This is a genomic window from Adhaeribacter sp. (genome assembly GCF_057359045.1).
Window position 1 is genome coordinate 18,455 of the sequence record NZ_JBMQUD010000025.1, and the last position, 22,781, is coordinate 41,235.

The window sequence follows — 22,781 nt, forward strand, 5'->3', positions numbered from 1 at the left end:
CATTAACGCATCGGTAAATACTAAATATATTTATTCGTTTTACCAATCAGCCAGAAGCATAAAATCTAAGCCAACCATAAATAAATATTTGCCTGAATGCAGGTTAACTGCGGGTCTCCTTGCCGGCTAGTACCTTGGTTAGGAACGTGGGTTGTAAATATTGTTGGGCCAGTTCCTGTAAGTGGGCTGCTTGGGCGTTGGCAATATGGTTTAGGTAATCAGAGTAATAATTAATTGGTAAATTATGCAGAATGAGTGATTTGTACTTATCTACCTGGTCAAAAATATTGCTGGTATCGTTAATAAATTTGCCAATGGTATAATTTTTAACCGTATCCAATTCCTGCTCCGGTATTTGTTCGTTTTGTAAAATGCTTATTTCCTTCAGGATTTCGGTTACAGTTTTGCCGGAGTTCTCGTAGTTTACATCGGTGCCAATGTAAAATAAGGTGGCGTGTTCTTTTGCTGAAACGGTGGAGAAAATACCATAGGTATATCCTTTATCTTCCCGAATATTTTTCATTAAGCGCGAGCCAAAATAACCGCCTAATATTTTGTTCAGGAGTAATAATTGCGAGAAATTTTCGTCGGACATGAGCGGCCAGGGGCAACCAATCCGGATGGTTGTTTGGATCTGATCGGGACGTTCGAGGTAATGTTCCTGCGGCGTATACACCAAAGGTGCCGGTGCAATTAAATTTATCTGCTGACCAGAGGTTACCTGGTTCAAAACCGCAATCAATTGTTGAATAGAAACCTCATCGGTAGCACCGGATAAAAATATTTCGCTTTCGGCCAGGGTAAAGTTGCTTCTAAAGAAATCCTGGATCTGGGGTAACGTAACGCTTTGTATTTCGGCTTCACTGAGGCCGGCAATGTACGCTTTCTGGGAACCGTAAATGCTTTCGGTTAAACGTTTGGTAGCCAGGTAGGTGTTCCGCTGCTTTTCAATGGCAATATTTTGTAGGGTTCTGGTTTTTAACAGTTGAAACTCGCTTTCGGGGAAAGTGGGTTGTGTTAAAATGTCTTGCAGAATGGGCAAAATATTACCCAAGTGTTTGGCTAAGCAGTACAGCGTTAAAGTGGCCCGGTCGAAACCTTGGTTGCATTCCAGCGAAGCACCGTAAAAGGCTATTAAATCGGCAATTTGCTGAGCCGTGTAATTTACCGTACCCTCCAGTAATAATTTAGAAGTAAAATACGATAAGCCGGGAGCGGGTTCGTACCATTTACCAGCTTTAAAAACAATTTCGAGTTTAATTACCGGTTGGCTGGCATTGTATAAAACATGAAGCCTTGCCCCGTGGGGCAAGGCTGTAACTTCGGCAACTGGTAATTGTATTGATGCTATTTTTTGAACGGCAGGAGCAACTAATCTATCCAACATAAATTCCGGGTGCCGGTTATTCTTCGTCTTGGTTAATTTTTAAAAATAAAGTAAAGCGGGCGGTTTGGGCCAGCGGGTTATTACGCGAATTAGGTACCAGATAGGCCACATCTAAACCAAACTTCTGGTAACGCATACCTATACCTAAACTTAAATAATGACGGTCGCCTTTATTGGGGCTTTCATAAAAATAACCGGTGCGGGCAGCAAATACATCGTTATACCAATATTCTAAACCAGTAGAAAGGGCAACTTCCTGCATCTCTTCTTTAAACCCGTTGGGCGCATCGCCAAAAGAACTAAATAATGCCCGCGGTACACTAATATTTTCCGAATCATTTACCGATGGTACGAGTAATTTATTGCCATCTATAGCCAACGTAAATTTATTATACGGGTCCAGGTGCATGGTTAAAGCCGTACCCAGTCTTAAATTGGTAGGTAAAAAGTCTTTCCGGTTGGCATCGGTATAAGCAATTTTGGCTCCCAGGTTAGATAAGTTTGCACCAAAAGATAAATTATATTCGCGGGCACCTAAGTTAAGGTCTTTGGTATAATAGGCCCCTATATCTACTGCTGCCGAGTTGCCGGGACGCGAGTCGCTGATACCGGCCGATAAATTGGAATGGATAAAACGAGCCGAAATACCTAAACCAAAGTTCTCGCTTAGCTGCTGGCCGTACGATACATCAAAAGCATATTCTTTCGGGTTGAAGTTATTTAATTCCCGGCCTTGGTCATCGGTAAACTGAATTTCTCCTAAATCGAAATAAAGTAAAGAAGCCGCAAAAGCAGACCGTTGGCTTACTTTTTTATAACCCGACAAATACGATAAAGACATATCGTTGATAATGTTGCGCAACCACGGCGAATACGAAAGGCCAATGCTAAAATCGTCGGTTACAAAGCCTAATTTAGCTGGGTTCCAATAGGCCGCATTGGCATCCGGGGTTATCGCAACGCCGGCGTCGCCCAGAGCCGCCGAGCGGGCATCGCGGGCTACGGTTAAGATAGGAACGGCGGTGGTAATGGTTGAAATACTTTCGCGCCCAATCGGACTTTGATTTTGCCCCTGTGCAAAATTAAAACTTGCCAAAAGCAGTAATAAAATAATAAAAGACTGGCTTGGGGCCTTAAATAAAGTGGATTTCATAGAGGTTTTACTAATTGGCCGTAAATATATGAATATTAGTTTAATATAATTAATTTATTAACACTTTCAGTTGAAATTCCACGTTGCACGGATTGTACCACAATGCGGTACAGGTATAAACCTGGAGCCAAAGGGCGGTTAAAGTTATCTTTGCCGTTCCAGGTTATATCAGAAATACGGTTTTTTGCGGCCGGCCGTTCGGTTGTTATGGTTTTAACCAAGTGCCCGCTGGTGTTAAAAACCTGAATTTGAATATTTATGTCGTCGCCGGCCAGGTTATGGCTAAAATTAAAAACGGTATTATTTAAAAACGGGTTAGGCGAATTAAAAGTATTTTGCAGCACAAATTTTCCTGCTGGTAACACCAGAAAATCTATACTGGCTTCGGCCGCATTGTTATGGGTATCCCAGGCAGTAAGAGAAAGCGTATGTTTTCCCGGCGCTAAAGACGGTAACGTATAAATTACCTTGCCGGCCTGGTAATTATCGGGTTCGGTGGTATAATAAGCATTTAAAACAATGTTTTGGGTCGGGTCTTGGTCCAGGGTAGCAATAATTTCGTGGCCGCTTTGGGTAGTGCTGGTGTTAATGCCGCTTGAATCAGATAAAAGAGCCAGGAGTTGCGGGGTTTCGTTGGTTAGGCCGCCCGGTACAAACGTTTGGTCGTTTAAATAAAGCTTTATTTGTGGCGGCGTAGTATCAGGAATAGGAGCTTTGGCAGCGCCGCCAATCAACAAACGGGTATTAGCGCCATGGGCATCGGTAGTAGGGCTGTAAGCGTACAAACTAATTTTACCAGGGTTGGCCTGTCCCGAGATGTTTTTAGGTAAAACAAAGGTGCTGGTAAAAATGCCGTTTTTAACTGTAGCCGTGCCGTTATAAATGATATTTTCCTGCACCTGTACTTCGCGGCTATTATCTATATTGCCGTTACTCTCGTCGCCGAAGGTTTTTTTAGAAACTGGTTTTTCGAAAAGGGTAATTTTTACCGCTCCGTTAAAACTGCTGGCTAAACCGGTTTGGTTGCTAATACTACCATTTAAGGTGATTTTTTCTAAGGCTTTTAAGGTGTCGGGGGCAGTTGGGTTTAAGGGCGCGTTATTTAGATGGGTAATATTGGCTTGTAATTGTGGGTAGGCCAGGCGCAAGGTGGGGTCGGCGAGTAATGTAAAGTTGCGGTTATTGGCCTGGGCCTGGCTTTTGTTCTTGGTCTGGCGGTATATTTCGCCGAGACGTGGCATTTTGCCGTTGGTAGGCGTAAAGGCTAAGGTAAAGAAATTACGGTTGAGTACGCGGTTGTGGCTGGCAAATACCGGGCGGGTGGTAGTGAGTAAACCAATAGCCCCGCCTTTAGGGTTTAGCAAGGCTGCTTCGGCGCCGGAGCGCCGCCGGGGATCGTCGTAGCGGCCAAACTCGCAGGTAGCGGTAAGCATAAAAAACAAACGGTTTTGGTTTTGCCAGTCGTTTATTTCGGGTAAAGTTAAAATTTGCTCATGGGCCAGACTCACTTCGTTGCCGTGCCCGGTATAATTTAAAAGCAAAGTACCCTGGTCGATGGTTTGTTTTAGGGCCGCATTGGTTTCCGGCGACCGCTGCCCGTTGGTTACGGAGGTTTGTTTAAATAAATCGAGGTATATTTTACGAATATGGTACGCCGGCTGGTTTTCAGTAAGGTAGCCGGCCAAACTTTCGGCATCGTTCAGGTGTTCGGCATTGTCGCCATCGTCGGCTAAAAAAGTAATCTGGTTTCGCCAGTTTCCCTGGCTGTCGGGGCTTTCGTACCTGATAATTTTATTTACCAAATCCTGGGCTTCTGTAGAGGTTTTAGCGGGTAACCGGCCAATCCCAATGTCCAGCGATTCGGCAGCATTAAAATTATTTTCGCTCCAATATCCTTCCGGCGCATCTAATAAACCATAATAATCTTCCGACGAAAAACTGGCCAGCGGGTCTAAAGATTCCCGGGACTGGTAAACCGGTACAAAATTAGTGTTATGGGGCGTGCGGGTTTTGGCGCTGCCGGCTTCCGATTTATAATCATAAGAAGCATCGCCGAAAAGCAGCAAATACAGCCGGCCATCTTGCGAGGAAGTGCTGCGCTGGTAGAGTAAACGCATCAAATCCCGGATAGCGGTTACATCGGCCGCCCCCGACGAAAACTCGTTGTATACTTCGTTAATCGTTACAACGGCTACGTTTAATTGGTCGCGGGTACGCCGGTGCTGGGCCAGGCGCTCGGCTGCCGCTTTAAACAAAGGGTGGGTAATAATTACAAAGTCCAGGTTGCCACTCAGGTTTAGGGCGTGCAGGTTCTGGTTGTTTATTTTCCGGATAGCGGCGGGCTTAAGTAAATGACTGCCGTTAAAAGAAATAAATTCGCGCAAGCTATCGGTTTGGCTTTTAAACAGCGCCGTATTACCTGTTTTTTGCAAAGGTACTATTTGAGGCGCTACTGGATTGGTTATATCCCAAACCTGGGTTTCGGGGGTAATATTTTCGATTTTAAACTCTGTTATAGCCCCCTGAGCAATATTTTCTAAAGTCCGAAACGCTATTTGGTTATCCGTCAGCCGCAAGTAACGTTCGGTAATTACTTCTAAATAATTTAAATAGCCGGCAGCGGCGCTGTTGCCCATTTGGTTATAATGTAGGCTGAGTGCCAAATTATTCTGCCCCGGTAATAATGGGTTTTTCAGGCTAAAATATGCCAGGTTTTCTTCGCCTACGGTGTGGTAATTGTGCGAACCCTGGCCGTTTATAAGGTGGGTGCCTACGGTTGCATTATCGGTTTTAAGGGTAAACTGGCTGTTTGTGGCCGAACTGGCCATAACCGCCGAACCAATGGTAATTGTACTGCCGGGCACCAGGTTCGCGGCCGGGAAATTATACTGGCGGGTAAGGGTTAAAGAATTAAATACATCGCCGTACCACTCCCGGCCCGAGGGCAATGGTTTATGAATATCCTGCTCCAGAAACTGGTGCTCGGTGTAAGTGGTTATGGTTTGGGCAGCGGCTGTTATTATCTCGGGCTTTGTTTTTACGCGCTTACCGGGCCCAGTACCTACCGTTATAAAATAATAAGCCGTATCGGTGTAAATATTAAATTCGTGCTTAAAGCGCTGGTTAGCGGTTTGGTATTGCCAGCGGTGGGGGCCTTGTCCGTAAAAGAGAATATAATCCTGGGTATCAAATTTGCCACCGGCTTCGCCGGCTACCCAAATAGCATTCTGAAGTAAATCGTCGGGGCGGGGAGTGTTGTTGGGCTGGGGCAGCATACCGCCACCGTTGCCAAATATTTGCAGGTGTTGCGGGTTTATTTGCGCCGGAGCCAGGCCGGCAGATTTTAAAAAAGCGGCATCGAGTTTATAAATGCCCGATTGGGTGATACCAATTTTAAACCAGGTACCCGTACTTAATTTAGAGATAGTAGCAGCCGTTTGCGCCGTTACGGGCTGGTACCTTAAGCCTAAACAAATAAGAACCAGGCAAACCGTAAATATTTTGCGCATAATAACGGCAGTAAACCCGTAACCTTGTATTTTATTTAACACAAGGTTAACGGGTAATGACTTAATGGCTATAAAAATATAACTACTGCCAATAAAAAATATTGTTTTTGCAAAATATTATTCGGCTGGGCTTAATTGGTAAGAGTAAGACTCCATAATAAGGTTAGCCAAAAGTTTTTTGCAGGCTTGTTCTACTTTTTCTTGTGCTACTTCTTCCGATTCGGCTTCCAGGTTCAGACGAATGTGTTTACCAATCCGTACATCGGCTACCCGCTCCAGGCCCAGGTGCTCTAAACCCAGCATTACAGCTTTACCTTGCGGGTCCAGCAATTCCGGACGGGGCATAATATCTATTTCGGCAGTAAATTTCATAAGGTATTTATATGGTTTGTTTTGGTCGGGAAAAAGCCGATAATAATACGTATAAAAATATTATTACCGGAATGGCCGCAAATTTAAGGATAAACAGCAAAGGAATAGCCAATAACAAAAAAATAAACCGGATGCTGTTATCTTTCCAGGTTAAGTTCTTGAATTTTAAAGCAAACAAAGGAATTTCGGCCACCAACATAAAGCATAGCACCACCGATAGGCCCAACAGCACGTACTGGTTCATGAAATAATGACCTAAGTTATACTGGTCGGCGGCTAATATTAAAGGTAGCGAAGAAATAAACAAGGTGTTGGCCGGGGTAGGCAAGCCAATAAACGACGAGGTTTGCCGTGTATCGATGTTGAATTTAGCTAAACGCAAAGCCGAAAAAATAACAATGATAAAGGCCGAGAACGGGAATATTTCGGCTTCCAGCAAACTGGTGTTCGGGTCGGCCATGGCGCTTTGCTTCATTAACTGAAACATAATAACGCCCGGTAAAAAGCCAAACGAAACCATATCGGCCAGGGAATCCAGCTGTTTGCCAATTTCAGAATAAGCGTGCAGTACACGGGCTATCATCCCATCCAGAAAATCGAACACGGCGGCCACTCCCACCAGGTAAGCCGCAAAAGCTAAGTTTCCCTGAAAAGCAATAAATACAGCTACACAGCCCGTAAAAAGATTAAGGCAGGTAATAAAATTAGGAATGGCTTTTTTCATATAGCGTGTGGTACGGCTACCAGGCAACAGATTACCGCAAAAACGGGTTAAACTTTTTTTCTTCACCAATAGTGGTACTGGGCCCATGTCCCGGATATACCTGTACGCTGTCGGGGAGAGTAAATAACTGGCTGCGGATGCTTTGGATTAAAGTATCGAAGTTGCCGCCGGGCAAATCGGTGCGGCCAATGCTGCGCTGAAACAGCACATCGCCGCCCATACAAATTTGATCCGCTTCGTTATAGAAAACCACGTGGCCTGGCGCATGACCCGGCGTAAATAAAATATTCAGTTCGGTATTGCCAAATGTTATTTTTCCGCCGGGTATTAAAAAGCCGGTGGGCATTGCTGGTTCGTACACCGGAAAACCATAAGCGGGGGCATATACCGGCACGGCTTGCAGCGTGGGTAAATCGGCTTCGTGAATTAAAAACGGTACCTGGTATTTATCCTGGATAAATTTATTCCCAAACACATGATCGATGTGGCAGTGGGTATTGAGTAGCTGCACTACTTTTAATTTATTTTCGGCAATAAAATTGGTGAGTTCGGCTTTTTCCTGCGGTTCGTAGCAACCCGGGTCTATTACCACACACTCGCCGGTTTCGTCGTGGAGCAGGTAAGTGTTTTCAGAAAAAGGATTAAACGTGAAACTACTAACAATCATAAACGGTACGAAAAAATAACTTTAAGGCAAATATCTGGTTTTAAATTAAGAATTTAGAAGATACTTACGTTAAATTACCCGCATGATTTACGATTTTCTTCTGGTAGGGCACGGTTTGGCCGGCAGCATTATGGCGCACACATTGGTTGCCCATGGCTTTAAAGTGCTGGTAATAGATGCGCCTCAGCCATTTACCGCTTCTAAAGTAGCCGCCGGCTTAATAAATCCGCTGGCGGGTAAACGATTTGCCAAGTCCTGGCTGGCCGATACGCTGGTACCTTTTGCCGAAATTTTTTACCAAAATATAGAAGCCACCACGGGTGCCAAACTTTTTTTTTCAAAGCCAATTTTAAAACTGTTTTCATCTGTAGAAGAGCAAAACAACTGGATGGGAAAAAGTGCCGGCACCATTTACGGCGATTTTATTCAGCGTGTTTTTACGCATTTACCAGCTTCGCCTACTATTAACCAAGAGCAGGGGGGCATTTTAATTAATCATGGCGGTTACGTAGAGGTGCCCTTGTTATTAGAAACCCTGCGCCAACTCCGGTTACAAAACGGCGAGTTGTGGTCTGAACCTTTCGATTTTAACGAATTACAGGTAACCGAGAACCAGGTAACGTACAAAAATGTGGTTGCCCAAAATATTATATTCTGCGAAGGTTACCGGGCTACCCAAAATCCTTATTTTAGCTGGTTACCCTTTTCTTTAAACAAAGGCGAAGTATTAAAAATTAAAACCACCGAACCTTTAGATACCGAATTTATTTACAACAAAGGCGTGTATGTTTTACCCAAAGAAAATGCCTACTTACGCGTAGGAGCTACGTATAACTGGCGAACCGTAGACGAAGAACCAACGGTAGCTGGTTTAGAGGAACTTACGGGTAAAATTAAAGATGTTTTAAAAGTGCCTTTTACCGTAGAGGAACATACGGCGGGTATCCGGCCGGCTGTACGGGACCGGCGGCCTTTAATAGGTACCCATCCAAAACATGCACGAATTCGTATATTTAACGGCATGGGATCAAAAGGTGTTATGATGGCACCTTACCTGGCAAACCATTTTATGCGCGTATTAACCCAGCAAGAAGAAATACTTCCGGAAATAAATATTTTTAGATATATTACGTTATACCAAAAGCATTACTAAACAATAACATGATACAAGTTTACAAGTCGCCAAAGGCTAGCCTGTTTGTTCTATTGGCTTGCTTGCTGCTGGGCTTTCATAACCGGGTACTGGGGCAGGTGGTACCGGACGCTTTCGGTAAAAACCGGATTCAATATAAAAGTTTTAAATGGCAGTATCTGAGTACCCAAAACTTTAATGTGTACTACTACGGCAACGACCGCGGGCCAGCCTCGCTCACGGCCGACTATGCCGAAAAAGAACTCAAACGCATTACCAGCCTGATTGGTTATTTTCCTTATTCAAAAACCACCATTATTTTGTACGCGTCGGTAGCCGATATGCGCCAGAGTAATATTGGCCTGAACGATGATCTGTTTCAGACGGGTGGCCAGACCTTGTTCCTCAAGAATAAACTCGAACTGGCTTTTGAAGGCTCCCAGACTGAATTTAAGAAAAATATGAGCCTGAACGTATCGCAGTTATTGCTGAACGATATGATGTATGGCGGTAGCCTGAAAGAAGTTTTACAAAGCAGCTACATGTTAAGCTTGCCCGAGTGGTTTTTAACGGGTGGTGCGGCCTACATAGCCGAAGGCTGGAACGTAGATATGGACGGCTATATGCGCGATATGGTGCTTAAAAATGCGAATAAAAAGCCCGAAGTTTTATTTGTCAGAAATCAGCGCCTGGCCGGTCAATCGGTTTGGAATTATATTTCGGAACGTTACGGCTACACGTCTATTCAGAATATTTTAAACCTTACCCGCATAACCCGCGACATAGAGGTGGGTATTGCCAGCAGCCTGAATGTGCCTTATAAAAAGTTTATGCGCGACTGGCAAAAATATTACCTGCAAATGAATACTTTTCCGGGTAATGAACTGGTTGCGCTGGATAAAAGAAATCAATTAACTGCTAAAAACCCCCGGTACGCCGTTTTAAGTCAGCCGGTATTTAGCCCCAACGGCAGCAAACTTGCTTATGTAGCCAACGACCGCGGCCGCTACGAGGTAAAAGTAATAGATGTTAACCGCCGCCGCTCTTTTGGGGTGCGCAAAGGTGGTTATAAAACACCCAATCAGAAACTCGATTTAAAAACACCGTTGCTTTCCTGGAAATCAGATAGGCAATTAAATATTGTTGAAGTAAAGCGTGCCCGGCCGGTGGTAAATACCTATTACTTCGACCGGAAAAACAAAGCCTTTTTTAACAACCTGAAAGAAGCTATTTTTGGTGGCCAAACCCGTGGCATCTTATCGCAGTTTACCCAAATATTAAACGTCGATTATTCTGATGATGGCCGGATGATGGTAATGACGGCGGTGCGCAATGGCCAAAGTGATATATATTTATTCCGCGGCAATATCCGGCAGCCCGAGCAACTTACCAGCGATATTTACGACGATAAAAATGCTACTTTCCTGAAAGGCCGCAATGCGCTGGTATTTAGCTCTAACCGCTGGTTAGATTCTACCGGCATGGGCGGCCCTACACCTACTTTAGACAAGATAGTAGACAACTACGATTTGTTTTTGCTGGATTTAGACCGGAAAGGGGCTTTTCCGCAACAACTCACCAGATCCATATCCAACGAATCGGCCCCGGTGGCCGAAGACAACGAAAATATTCTTTACTTGGGCGAAGAAAGCGGAATCCGGAGTGTTTACCGGTTTAATTTAGTTACCAAAGAGCGGCAGCGGGTAAGTTCTTTTGTGCAAAATATTAAAACGTTTGATTACAGCCAGGCTAACCGCCGCTTGGCCTTTATTGCCGCCGACCGGAACCGCGAGTTTGTGTATTATTTCCCGGATTTTGCCTTGGCTACTGCCTCGCCCGATTTTAAAACCGTTCGGCAGAAAACACTCGAAAACCGCAGCCTTCGTCCGGCTACTCGGCCCGTACAACCGGCCCAGCCTACTGAGCAAAAGCCAACCGAACCCACTACTCCTAACGAAACAGTTACCCAGCAGGAAACTACGCCCAAAGACAAAAATATTAATACCCAGAATTACGAGTTTGATACTGAACAGAAACAACCGCGGCAACCCCAACCCGCTAAGCCTATTGTGGCTCAGCCCGCAGCGCCGGCCGAAGGTGCACCTGTACTTGGACCGTTGCGTTACGACCTTCGGTTTAGCATTAACCGCGTAACCACCTCTATTTACCAGGATGCCCTGATGGGTTTTGGTATGATTGCCGATGTGGGAATGTCGGATATGTTTGAAGACCATCGTATAAACGGTGGGGCTTTTATCTTAACCGATTTACGCAGCAGTGCTTTTTACGCCGAGTACAGCAACTTAAAAAGACGCTACGACTGGCGCTTATCTTACCTGAAACAAACTTATTTTAACGATTATAACCAAAACGGCTTAAATGGTTTACGTTACAGCCGCCAGGAATTTACCCCTTCTATCAGCTATCCGCTTACCCATAATATTAGCGTGCGCGTATTGCCCAAACTGTTGCACACCCGCTATAGTAACCTGGGTATGTTGTCGGAGCGCGATAGCGTAGATGTATTTGCCAGCTTTGGCGGAGAACTGGTATTTGATAATTCGGTTGCTACCGGTATAAATATGCTGGAAGGGACCCGTCTGAAAGCCGGTCTGAGTACTTTTAAAGAGTTTAACGAAAGTCTGCAGAACTTCAGTAAATTTTATATCGATTTCCGGCACTACCAAAAGCTGCACCGCCAGATTGTTCTGGCTGGCCGCTTAAACTATGGGCATTTTTTAGGTAATTCGCCTAAACGCTTTTTATTGGGCGGGGTAGATAACTGGCTCTTTAACAAAGAAGACAGCGACATTGAAGAACGCGACCGCATTTTCCATAATCAGGCGCCGGTAGATTTCTTTTACCAGCAATTTGCAACGCCAATGCGGGGCTTTAAATACAATGCCCGGAATGGTAACAAGGTGTTATTGTTAAATGCCGAGTTGCGGGTACCTATTGTACAATATTTGTTTAATAACGCTACTTTAGGCTCCGGCTTCTTCCGGAACTTGCAATTAGTTGGTTTTACCGATGTGGGTACTGCCTACAATGGCGCCAATCCGTTTAGCCGCCGCAATTCTTTTAATACCCAGGTGTTAGGTGGGCGCATAAGCGAAACGCAGGTAAATCCATTCCAGGCAGTAGTAGTTAATTACCGTAATCCGTTCTTGTTTGGGTATGGGGCAGGAGCCCGCACTACTTTATTGGGCATGTACGGCAAGGTAGATGTTGCTTGGGGCGAAGAAAATTTCAAAAAATCCGGACCGCGGGTTTACGTCTCGTTGGGTTATGATTTCTAATACAGGTAAATCCTGCCAAACAAAAAAGCCACCCCAAGAGGTGGCTTTTTTGTTTGGTTTTAATATTTAAAACTAAGCTGTTACAGCCTGTAATAACGAATTGAAAATTAAAGTGCCGTCAGCATTACCTAGTTCCGGGTCGGCTGCGCGTTCCGGGTGCGGCATCATGCCAAATACATTCCGGCCTTCGTTGCTAATGCCGGCAATATTATCGAGGCTACCGTTGCAATTAGTGGCTTCGGTTATTTGGCCGTTGGCATTGCAGTACCTAAACATTACCTGATCCTGGTCTTTGATCTTAGCCAAAGTATCCGCATCGGCATAAAAGCGACCTTCACCGTGGGCAATTGGAATCTGGTAAGCCTTTTGGGTGTCGAGGAGGGTAGTAGGCAGCAGGTTATTTGTTTCGGGACGAATGTGCACATTTTTGCAGATGAATTTCTGATCTACGTTGCGCAGCAAAGCGCCCGGTAACAAACCAGCTTCGGTCAGGATCTGAAAACCATTGCATATACCCATTACATAACCGCCTTTGTTGGCGTGGGCAATAACTTCCTGCATAATCGGCGAGAAACGCGCAATGGCACCCGACCGCAAATAATCGCCGTAAGAAAACCCGCCGGGTAAAACGATAAAATCGCAACCTTGTAAATTATGGTCTTTGTGCCACAAGTGGGCCACTGGTTTGTGCGAAACCCGCTCTAAAACCTGAATAACATCCTGGTCGCAGTTAGACCCCGGAAAAATAACAACGCCAAATTTCATGCGGCAAAGATAAATAATTAGGCTTAGTAAGGCTAAAAATCTTAAATTATAATTTTAAGAATACACATTGCGCTTACCTCAGCAATAATTTATTACATAAAACGATTAATAAACTATAAAATTGTAACCGGGTTTCTTAAATCCAGCCCACAATATTTTAATTAGCTATAAGCAACAGGACAAAATTTGATGGCTATATTTTAGTTCTATCTATTCGTCGTTCTGGCACGAATCTTCTGAGTTACTTGTAAGAAACACGCCAGTAGCTTCTAGTAAGAAACGGCCGATTGTTTAATCTATATTTATCCACTTACTTAGTTTATTTGGCTATTTATTTAAAAAGCAGCTGAGTTATTATTTTTACAGCTATTTATTAACAACTGGTATCTAATTTAACTACGCCAAAATGGCTATTTTTAGCGTTTACCAGTATAATACCAGTAACTTTGTAGGGTTTTAAAATATAAACAGCAGGATTTATGTTGCAATCCATGACCGGCTTTGGTACTGCCAGCCGCGAAACCGACCAAAATAGCATAACGGTAGAAGTAAAATCGCTTAATTCTAAAAGCCTGGATTTAAGTGTGCGATTGCCGCGGGTTCTCTCGGATAAAGAGTACGAAATTCGGAATATTATCGGTAAAAGCCTGATTCGGGGTAAAATATCGGTAAGCGTTGATGTGGTAAGTAAAAGCAAAACCGCTAAATTAAATAATACCATTAACCAGGTGCTATTGCAAAATTACTACCAGGAACTGGTACAGGTAGCCGATGCTTTGGGGGCACCTAAACAAGATTTATTTAGAATGGCCTTGCAAATGCCCGAAGTGCTGCAACCAGCCGGAAAGGCGGAAGAAGAAGAAAAATCGCCGCTTGCCTGGGAAATGGTAAACGAGATTTTACTGGAAGCCATTCAGCAATTAAATAATTTCCGAACCGACGAAGGCAAAGCTTTAACCTCTGAAATTATTTCTTACATAGACCGCATTCGTATTTTATTGGCTGAAGTGGACCGCTTTGATCCCGTCCGGATTGAAAATATCCGGGAGCGTATTCGGGGCCATTTAACCGAAATTGCCAGTGCCGAGAGTTTTAACCAGAGCCGGTTTGAGCAGGAAATGATTTACTTTATTGAGAAGCTGGACATTGCCGAAGAAAAAGTGCGTTTGATAAACCATCTGCATTATTTTACCGAAACAGTTTACTTACCGGAGCCTACCGGGAAAAAGCTGGCTTTTATTTCGCAGGAAATTGGCCGCGAAATAAATACCATTGGTTCTAAAGCCAACGATGCCACCATCCAGCATCTGGTGGTAGAAATGAAAGAAGAACTGGAGAAAATTAAAGAACAATTAAATAATATTTTGTAGTGGTTGCAGTTTGTGCCGAGAAATGAATATTTATTAACATTTACATTACGCCAATAAGGGTTTGGGCGCGAAGCAGGCTGAACTTAAATGAGTAGGAGTACCTCTAAAAAAGTATAATTACCAGCGGAGATTTAGGTTGCGGGTAGATTTATTTGCAAACCGGGTTTACACCAGAAATTTTAGTTGAACAGCCATATCCGGAAACAACCAGAAAGGCTGTAAGTATTAAAGACGAGAAGTGCCGGGAAATAAACGTGGGTAAACAAAAGAGAAAAAGACGATACCTAATACCGTACCAATGGTGTTGCTCACTACATCCATCGGGTCGCCTTGCCGGCCCAACTTCATAAGGGTTTGCAGTACTTCAATCAATATCCCGAATAGGACCGATAGCACCAACGTAAACCAACCATTATTGCGGCGCAAATTAAGCCAGGCAGATTGCTGACTAAAGTCAAAACGCAGGAGTACGGCCAAAATAAAAAATACTACCGCGTGCGAAGCAGTAGCAAAAGAAATAAGTTCCCAGGCGGGTACTTGTGGCATGGCTTTGGCGGGCAACAGTGTTAAAAATAAGATTACTGTTGCCCACGCTAAAGCCGGCAAATGAAATTTAAATAGTTGATTCAAGTAAAAAGTATTAGGCCCCTACCAAATCGGCGTAATCGGCGGCACTTAACAAATCAGTCAGTTCGGCGGTATCATCTACCGACATTTTAATCATCCAGCCTTCACCGTAAGGGTCAGAATTTACCATTTCGGGGTTAGAATCTAATTTGGGGTTTAGCTCCAGTACAGTACCGGTAATAGGACTAAATAAATCCGATACCGTTTTAACTGCTTCTACAGTGCCAAATACTTCTTCGCGGTTTACTTTTTTATCTAGGGTATCAATATCTACATAAACTATATCTCCTAATTCGCTTTGGGCAAAATCGGTAATACCTACGTACGCAACATCACCTTCAATGCGAATCCATTCGTGGTCTTTGGTATATTTAAGTTCCTGTGGTAAATTCATGTTGGAGCGATAAATTTTAAATTTTGGTAATAGCTTTAATTGTGGCTATAAATTTACGGTGTTTTTCTAAATATATTTTAAAACTTTTATTCTGATAAGCTGTAGCGAAGCTGAACGCCACCTTCCGAAACCGTGTTTTTAAATGAATTAAGCACTTTTGGGTCGGAAATTACCCGGGTAAAATAAATTTGCACATTCAGCCGCTGGTTTAAAGTATAATCAATAGTAGGCTTAAGCTGCATTTGCAGGGTACCGTTGGTAACCACATTGCGGCTTTTTTCCAGTCCGCTATCTTCATCAATAATTATGGAGCGCTGAATGGTTTCATTATCCCGAATGGTTAGATCTAAACGGGCATTCAAATCATTTTTAAGCGTTTTATACTCGCCGTTAATCCGGAAAGGTACCCGGAATTTATTGGTGGTATAGCCAATGCCTAATACCAAATCTTTAATTCCGTTTTGAGTTACCTGGGCGTTAGTCATGTTCAGTGCCAAATTACGTTCAGTGCGGTATTCTAAACGTCCCGAAATATTGTTTTTAGTCCGGAAGTTTACCCCTAAGAAAGGCGCCATTCTTTCGGAAATGAGTACTTGATTGATAATATAATACGGCACGTATTCGCCTTGCTCATTTATTTGGCTAGGCAATTCGTTGCGGCCGGGTTGGCCCTGGTACGCCAGCGAAGTGGTAAAATTAGAAACGTTATAGCTGGCATTATACACGTGCGAAAGCGTTATGCTGCTAAAGTAGCGCTGTACAGCTGGCAACTCAGACAAACCATTGTAATCGACACGCCAATTAGGTAACGGGAATACGCCAAACGGCCGCGATGGACGGGCTTTGTACTTGTCTATGTCTTTGCCCTGGTACGCGGATAAAAAGGCCGGCATAAGCACATCCTGGGAGTTTATAGCAAATTCGCCGTTGCCGGTATCAGCAGTACGTAACTTTTCTAATATTACCGCCCGGTACTTAATATAGTTTTCAAAAGCAGCGGAGTTATAGTCGCGGCCAGATTCAAATAAGGTGCTCAGAGCAATGGTTGAAGACGAGAAAGAACCGGTATTTAACGGATTCTGGCGTTCCGGTACGGTGCCGGTGCCTATTTGCCCGGCATCATCTACCGGCAAGCGGTAGAACACTTCATTAATTTCGGAACGATCTTGTTTGGCATCTAACTGAATATTAAAACCCCGTAAGGGCTCTAATACCGTCCGGACGCTAAAGTTCTGGGTTTTAAGAGAGCTAAGCGGCGTATTCAGATACTGGCTGCTATCGGTGTACCAACCTTTGCTTTCGGCAAGGCGGTAAAGGCTTTCCAGTTCATATTGTTTACCCAGTACAAACGGGAAGCCGGGAGCATCAAAATTATCGTCTAAACCAAACATGCGGGTACGGGGCAAGTAGCCGGGCAACAAGGTGCCTTGCGTTTGAGAACCCGTAAAATTAAGCGAGCGGGCCGTCATTAGTGTCCGGAGCACCGATTTGATAAATTTTAACTCTGGTTGTTTTTTTACGGTGTCTTGCACGGCCGGTGTGGGCGCCGGATTGCGGGTAGGGCGCGGGTTAGCAGCTCCCGCGTTGGCAGGTTGTTCGTCGTTTATAGCCTTCAAGAACTTAACCTTGTTGTATAACTTAATTAAATCAATTTTACCGGTTACACTGGTTTCGGTATTGTTCTGAATGGTGTTACCTAACTGTAAAGTATCGCTAATAAGCGCCGTAGAGCCAGACGTCCAAGTGTAGCTGGCGGCATACCGGGCATCGGCACTTAACCAATCTGTTAGCGGAAACTTGTCGAATGGTAAGCGGTAAGTAACGGCGGCTAGTTGATCGAAGTTTGTGGTCCGGCCCCAGTTTTTGAGATTTTTCCAGATGGCTTCGTTTTTGTACCGTAAATCCGGGTTATCGCGGTCAATCTGGCCGTCTGGTTCGTCTACCACGGCCCGGTTAGTAGCCGTATAATCTAAGGTTATGCTTTTGGTCAGGTCCCACTTAAGATCGTAAATACGGTTAAAGAAGAAATATTTCTGGAAAGTAGGTTCAATGCCGCTGGTAGTAGGTAAGTCGTTAAAGTTTAAACGGCGTTGCAAAAATACCTCGTTGTACCGGCGGTCCAAATCGGCCCGGAAAGCAATACGGCTAGGCAAGGGCGTAATATTTAACTCCTGGAACATTTTCAGGTACGGCGATTGTAAAGGTTTTACTTTAGCTAGCGGGGTATAATTTTTAGGCGTATTGTTGTACGTATACGCTAAGCTACCCGTATAATTTTTAGTTACATCCCGGTCCGTTACAATATCAGACCGCATTTGTTCGGTGTAAGAATAAGAAAGCGAAAGGTTTTCCAGGTCGTAAATTTTAGATTTCGCCTCCGGGTTAATTTTCTCTTTGCGTATGTTTAGCAGGTTAATACTTTTAGTTGTTACCTGGGTTACTACTTCTTTCCGGTAATTGGCCCGCGTGGCATTGTCTTCAAACTTATTTAGCGATTGCCGTAACGGAGTATCCGGATCTAAAGGATCGTACCGTGGTTCCTGAATGGTTTTACCATACTGGATAGATACCGGAATACGCACGCCAAATCTTTCGGGGAAGAATTTATCCGCCGCAATGTTGGAGTTAATATCGTATTGGGCCGTGTTTTCGCGGGCACGTTGGGCAATTTTTTGCTGTAAACCGCCAAAACCTACGGTGGTGTAGCTTCCGCTGGCGGCAATGGTAGCAAAATCGGCTAGTTTAGCGTTTAACCGGGCATTTACGGCGTAACCGGCAGTTTTATCGAAATCGGCTACCCGTAATTCATCGGCCCAGATACAAACCGATTTATCGGCGCGATCTTCGGAACGAGGATTTAGAACACCCAGCATAATGCCCTGAATAGCGCTTAAGTCGGGGTTACCTACTACTGTTATGGTACGGTCGTTAGGTAAATTACGTACGTAAGGCTGAAAAATATTACCCCCGGCGTTGCGGTTCCGTTCGGCTTTGGTATCGATTAAATCCTGGAAAGCCAAATCAATAAAGTTTTCCGGAATCCAGATTTGATTATCGCTGTTAGCGCCATTAGGCGTAATTTTTAACGGAATGGCGTATTCGTAATAGTTTTGGGTATAGTCGGTACCAATCCGGATAAAAGCTTTTACCTCATTATCCTGGGTTCTGTTGTCGGGGCTTTGTGCGTGCAGGAATAATTTTAAGCGCTTATAAATAAGCATATCCATGGTTACATTTTTGTAAACGGCTTTACCAAAAGAGTCTTTCAGGCCATCTACACAAATTTGTAACGACTGCTCGTTTTGCCGGCGGTTATTTAGGGTAGTTGAGTTATCGCGCAAGCGTACCACGCCTGGCGGTACCACGTAAGGAATGGTAGTTGCTTCTACACCTCCGGGACCGTTTTCTTCAATATTTACCGTAGAAACCGTAAAGTTCTGGACATCAAAATCACAGTCGCCTACGCAAGGGGTACCACCATCGGATACGGAGCCCAGGTACCGGCGCCACTGATTAGATACAAATTGTAAACCGATAAAACGCATTACTACCGGATCCTGAAACTGGGTAAGATACATGCGCATAAACCGGATCGATTTAAAGCTGTTCATGTTGCCTACATTGCCGGTAGGTTGCCTTACCGGAATCCGGAACTGGTACCAGGTTACTTTAGTGCGGTCGGAAACAATTTTATCTACAATGTAATTTTCGCCTACATTCATCCGGCCGGGTCTGAGGTCCATCCGGTACTCAAAATAGCGTTCGGTATCGCTGATAATATTGTCTTTGTTCAGGTCTTCTTTGTCGGGGTAAGCATACGCCGATTGTTCACTATTTTCGGCGGAGTTGCCTTCCATGCCGTTAAAGTTTTTGTAACGACCCAAAATGCGTACGTTACGGGAGTCGTAATCGCCGTTCAGGTGGTGCTTAAAGTTGTCGCCGGAAGGGTCATCGAGGTTCGCATAACCCGGTATACTCCGGAAAAAAGCCCGTTCTTCGGTATCATTTAAACCTTCAAGGCCAATATCCTGGTTCTGACGAGCCCCACCGGTATTATCAAAAGCATCGGTCAGGAAAGGCAGTTTAGAAACAAATCCCCAGGCCGTGCGTTCGGTATCGGTTTTCCGGGCCGTTGGGCTGGTTACATCAATGTCGGTTTGGCTGTTGGGCAAGCCGTTTTCAAATTCGTACCGGTTCTGGTCTTTAAGTAAGTCTTCCGAAATATTGCCCAGGTTCAATACTAAGCTACCGCCGGTATTATTGGCTTTAGGTGGGTTTTCGCTGTCGTCAATTAAGCCGTTAGGATCGGTCAGGTTGCCGCTGGTAGCGTTTATAAACGGGTCCATGAGCCAGAACTCCAGGTATTCGATATTGGCATTATCAAAATCGTTATCGAAGGGAATTTCGCGGCTGATACCACCATAATTATTGCGCGGGTCAATACCGGTAAAGAATTTTCCGTCGGGGCTTACCTGCGGATTGTAGTTGTACTGGCCTCTTTCGTTCGGGAAGTAAGCTAAGTCAAAAGTATATTCAAAGTTACTAGTGGCATCTAAGTCGCGGTTCGGGAATATTTCGCTCCGGAATACACCCCGCGTATAATGGTTTTTTAAAACATCATCAGTAATATTATTTGGCCGGCGGTTACCGGCACGGTAGTAAATACCCTGGTCTATGGTATACCAGGCCAGTTTAGCGCGGTTGTAGGCATAAGCGCGGCCGGTGCCATCGTCAGACCGGATGAGCGGCAAAGGGGTAGTAGCCAGGCGCCAGTTGTTGCTATTGTAAGAACCGGATAAGGAAAAAGCTGATTCGGCTCCTTCAAAATCGTCGATATAAGAAACCCCATCTTCGCCTTGTAATTTGGCCCGGGATGGTACTAGTTGGGCAAACTCGGCATTAAAAGTAATGGTAGAGCGCTCTTTGGTTTGCACAAACGGCAGCATATCGGTAAGGCGGGTAAGCAAACGCGAATCGCGACGCAAATTAATATCTAAACCGTAAATGGTATTGTTGCTGGGTTCGTCGCCGAGGTTTACCCGGTTGTTGTTGTAAGGGGTTTCGCCGAGGTGCAGCAGGGTACCACCAAAGTTTATATCTTTGTTGGCCTGGTAATCTAAGCGCACACCCACCAAAGCCCGCGGCTGCGGATTAATTAATTCAGCGCGTTCAAAGTTTACTTTTAAGTTACTGGCCGAACTAAGGTAACTGGGATTTAATATTTTTACCCGGGCCAGGTTATAATCAACTTGGTAATCTACGCCTTCGGTAAGGCGGGTGCCGCCCGAGTAAACCGTAACCGAGCCTTCGGCAATTTGAATACCCGGTAAAGCTATTTCGTCGGAAGAACTGGCCTGGTAACGGCCTTTCAGGAAAAATTTATCTTTTTCGGTAAACTGCTGGGCATCACTTTGGGTAAGTTCATACAGCTCCTGGTACACGTATTTTTCCTGCAGGCTGGTTTCAGCGGTTGTAAATTTGCTGCGCAGGTACGTACCAAATGGCTCTACTACCGGAAAAATAATTTTCCCGTTTTCGGGCTCTATGGTAATGCCGGGTAAAAAGTCGAAGTTACCATCGCGGGGGCGGTCGTTGTTGGTGTTTACATTATCGAGGTTAAATACTTCTACCAGCGGAATATCCCGCACCCGCTCGCCTTCTTTAATGCTGGGAATATCTACTCCGGTTTCATCGTCTTTGTAAATAACCCGGAGCTGAAAGTTCTGCCGGGTAATCTGGTTGGCATTCAGCGGGTAAATATTTTTCATCATCAGGTCCCAAATGGGGAACTGCAACGGCGCCGGGTTGGTAGAGCGCAGCATTTTCATGTAAATTACCTCATCTTCGCGTACGTTCTGGTAATCATCCTGTAGCTGACCTACCTGGTACGTTTGGCCGTTTACGGTATATTCGTAAGCTACGCCCAGTACCTGCTCGGGCAGCAAGGTGGTATTTAACGAAATATAACCCAGTTGCGGGTTAAAAGTATATTCGCGCGGATCGAGGCGGCGGGCACGTACGTGTTCGTAATCTAAGGTTTTTTCAAAGCCATTCCCGTTCAGGTAATCATCAATCAGGTCGTTTTTGCGGGAAGCATTACTTAACAAACCAAATAATCGATTCGAATTATTATCGGCCGGGCGGGTAGCTGCCGAATTGTTATTTAACTGGCTGTTGCGGTAAATGCGTTCGGGATTGGCTTCGCCTAAATCCATAAAGGCTACCATGTTGCGCAGGTTTTCGGTAGCGCGGTTATCATTGGTAATATAAACCTCGAGCCGACGAATAGTTACCCCTGAATTTACCAGCGGCAGGTTTTGCAAAGAACGGTCGTAGCGGTCGCGGAAAAAGTGCGATAAAAAAAAGTGGCGGTCGCGTTCGTACTGGCTGGCCTTGATTTCAAAATCGCGGTTTTGTGAACCGTTCTGAATATTTACTTCGTCGGTACGGCCCCGCACGTTAGAGGCAATAGCGGTAACTGCCAGGCGGCCAAACTGCATCTGGGCTTTAACCCCAAATAAATTCTGCCCACCGGTAATCAGACTGTTGTTTATTGGCAGGCTTACGTTACCGGCTTCTACCTTCCGGATTATTTCTTCTTCGTAACCAGTATAGTCCAGCTTCATGTTGTTTTCAAACTCGAAGTTGGCTTTGGTATCCCAGTTAAAGTTAATGCGCATTTTGTCGCCTATTTTGCCCACCACATTTAAAGCCAGGTTCTGGTCAAAATCAAAATCGCCGATGCGTTGCTGCCGGATAGGCAAGGATTGGTTAAAGTTACGGTTAAAGCGGGCGCCAAATTTTAAACCCACATTACCGTTGGTTTGGATATCAACAGAATTGCCACCAAAAATACGGTCGAACAAAGGGCTCATAACGCTTAGCTTGGGAATTAAACGCTTGCTACCGGCGCCGCTTTCGCCGGCTACACCCCCTTCTGATTTAGAACGCCAGTAATTCCGGATGGACTGCTGTTGCCGGTACCGCGAATATTCCTCAAAAGTCATGGTAGTGGGGTCGCGGTAGTTTATTTCGCCCATGCGTTCGGTAATATTATACCGCTTCAGGCTGTCATCGTAAGTAACATCCATTTTAAGGTTACTGGGTTCGCCTAACAGCAACGGCGAAGTACCATTACGGTCTGAGAACGGATCGCTCCGGCGATCCTTGGGCTGGTAGTTGGGCCGTCGTGATTTCCGGTAAATTGTTGTATCAGTATCGGTTGTATCTGGGGGGATAATTAAATGGGGATTGAACGTACCCATGCGGCCAGCTCCGGTTACCGCCCCGGCATAACTCAGCCACGACAATAAAGAAACAACGATAACAGCAGGCAGGAATAAGTTGTAATTACGGGATTTCAAGCGTGTTAAGTTACTGTG

General features: G+C 44.8%; 13 protein-coding genes. 3 read left to right on the plus strand and 10 right to left on the minus strand.

The features are described from left to right. Window positions 1-103: 103 nt before the first annotated feature. From ACO1R6_RS04240 to ACO1R6_RS04265, 6 genes are all read right to left on the minus strand, one after another. Window positions 104-1,387: a M16 family metallopeptidase gene (locus tag ACO1R6_RS04240; protein WP_486262460.1), complete on the minus strand. Its 1,284-nt coding sequence runs from the start codon at window positions 1,385-1,387 to the stop codon at window positions 104-106. A gap of 16 nt (window positions 1,388-1,403) precedes the next feature. Beyond that, window positions 1,404-2,540 (minus strand): type IX secretion system outer membrane channel protein PorV, encoded by a 1,137-nt coding sequence (gene porV / locus ACO1R6_RS04245; protein WP_486262461.1) that lies wholly within the window; start codon window positions 2,538-2,540, stop codon window positions 1,404-1,406. 35 nt (window positions 2,541-2,575) lie between these two features. After that, entirely contained in the window at window positions 2,576-6,091 is a 3,516-nt protein-coding gene (porU, locus tag ACO1R6_RS04250) for a type IX secretion system sortase PorU (RefSeq protein WP_486262463.1), read from the minus strand. Between the two features lie 75 nt (window positions 6,092-6,166). Next, entirely contained in the window at window positions 6,167-6,421 is a 255-nt protein-coding gene (purS, locus tag ACO1R6_RS04255; protein ID WP_486262465.1) for a phosphoribosylformylglycinamidine synthase subunit PurS, read from the minus strand. A gap of 7 nt (window positions 6,422-6,428) precedes the next feature. Continuing rightward, a complete protein-coding gene (locus tag ACO1R6_RS04260) occupies window positions 6,429-7,145 on the minus strand; it encodes a CDP-alcohol phosphatidyltransferase family protein (RefSeq protein ID WP_486262466.1) in 717 nt (238 codons plus the stop codon). Window positions 7,146-7,176: 31 nt separating this feature from the next. After that, window positions 7,177-7,812, minus strand: a complete 636-nt coding sequence (locus ACO1R6_RS04265; RefSeq protein WP_486262468.1) for an MBL fold metallo-hydrolase — start codon at window positions 7,810-7,812, stop codon at window positions 7,177-7,179. Between the two features lie 82 nt (window positions 7,813-7,894). Between ACO1R6_RS04265 and ACO1R6_RS04270 the strand changes: the two genes are divergently transcribed. After that, the gene (locus tag ACO1R6_RS04270; RefSeq protein WP_486262470.1) at window positions 7,895-8,965 is read left to right on the plus strand and encodes an NAD(P)/FAD-dependent oxidoreductase; all 1,071 of its coding nucleotides are present in this window, start codon (window positions 7,895-7,897) and stop codon (window positions 8,963-8,965) included. 8 nt (window positions 8,966-8,973) lie between these two features. Next, complete coding sequence (locus tag ACO1R6_RS04275; RefSeq protein WP_486262472.1) at window positions 8,974-12,243, plus strand: hypothetical protein; 3,270 nt, start codon at window positions 8,974-8,976, stop codon at window positions 12,241-12,243. Between the two features lie 72 nt (window positions 12,244-12,315). Here the strand turns inward: ACO1R6_RS04275 and purQ are convergent, their stop codons facing one another. After that, window positions 12,316-13,008: a phosphoribosylformylglycinamidine synthase subunit PurQ gene (gene purQ / locus ACO1R6_RS04280; protein WP_486262474.1), complete on the minus strand. Its 693-nt coding sequence runs from the start codon at window positions 13,006-13,008 to the stop codon at window positions 12,316-12,318. Between the two features lie 479 nt (window positions 13,009-13,487). On the opposite strand from purQ, the gene ACO1R6_RS04285 reads away from it, so the two are divergent. Next, entirely contained in the window at window positions 13,488-14,378 is an 891-nt protein-coding gene (locus tag ACO1R6_RS04285) for a YicC/YloC family endoribonuclease (RefSeq protein ID WP_486262475.1), read from the plus strand. Between the two features lie 225 nt (window positions 14,379-14,603). Here the strand turns inward: ACO1R6_RS04285 and ACO1R6_RS04290 are convergent, their stop codons facing one another. The 3 genes from ACO1R6_RS04290 to sov form a co-directional block, all read right to left on the minus strand. Then, window positions 14,604-15,008: a VanZ family protein gene (locus ACO1R6_RS04290; protein ID WP_486262477.1), complete on the minus strand. Its 405-nt coding sequence runs from the start codon at window positions 15,006-15,008 to the stop codon at window positions 14,604-14,606. 10 nt (window positions 15,009-15,018) lie between these two features. After that, complete coding sequence (gene gcvH / locus ACO1R6_RS04295) at window positions 15,019-15,399, minus strand: glycine cleavage system protein GcvH (protein ID WP_486262479.1); 381 nt, start codon at window positions 15,397-15,399, stop codon at window positions 15,019-15,021. 86 nt (window positions 15,400-15,485) lie between these two features. Then, complete coding sequence (gene sov / locus ACO1R6_RS04300; protein ID WP_486262480.1) at window positions 15,486-22,763, minus strand: T9SS outer membrane translocon Sov/SprA; 7,278 nt, start codon at window positions 22,761-22,763, stop codon at window positions 15,486-15,488. Between the last annotated feature and the right edge of the window lie 18 nt (window positions 22,764-22,781).

Bases quoted from the DNA above. Each gene is read 5' to 3' on its own strand.
- gcvH (WP_486262479.1), bottom strand. From the start codon at position 15,399: ATGAATTTACCACAGGAACTTAAATATACCAAAGACCACGAATGGATT.
- ACO1R6_RS04285 (WP_486262475.1), top strand. From the start codon at position 13,488: ATGTTGCAATCCATGACCGGCTTTGGTACTGCCAGCCGCGAAACCGAC.
- ACO1R6_RS04275 (WP_486262472.1), top strand. From the start codon at position 8,974: ATGATACAAGTTTACAAGTCGCCAAAGGCTAGCCTGTTTGTTCTATTG.
- porV (WP_486262461.1), bottom strand. From the start codon at position 2,540: ATGAAATCCACTTTATTTAAGGCCCCAAGCCAGTCTTTTATTATTTTA.
- ACO1R6_RS04260 (WP_486262466.1), bottom strand. From the start codon at position 7,145: ATGAAAAAAGCCATTCCTAATTTTATTACCTGCCTTAATCTTTTTACG.
- purQ (WP_486262474.1), bottom strand. From the start codon at position 13,008: ATGAAATTTGGCGTTGTTATTTTTCCGGGGTCTAACTGCGACCAGGAT.
- ACO1R6_RS04240 (WP_486262460.1), bottom strand. From the start codon at position 1,387: ATGTTGGATAGATTAGTTGCTCCTGCCGTTCAAAAAATAGCATCAATA.
- ACO1R6_RS04270 (WP_486262470.1), top strand. From the start codon at position 7,895: ATGATTTACGATTTTCTTCTGGTAGGGCACGGTTTGGCCGGCAGCATT.
- purS (WP_486262465.1), bottom strand. From the start codon at position 6,421: ATGAAATTTACTGCCGAAATAGATATTATGCCCCGTCCGGAATTGCTG.
- ACO1R6_RS04265 (WP_486262468.1), bottom strand. From the start codon at position 7,812: ATGATTGTTAGTAGTTTCACGTTTAATCCTTTTTCTGAAAACACTTAC.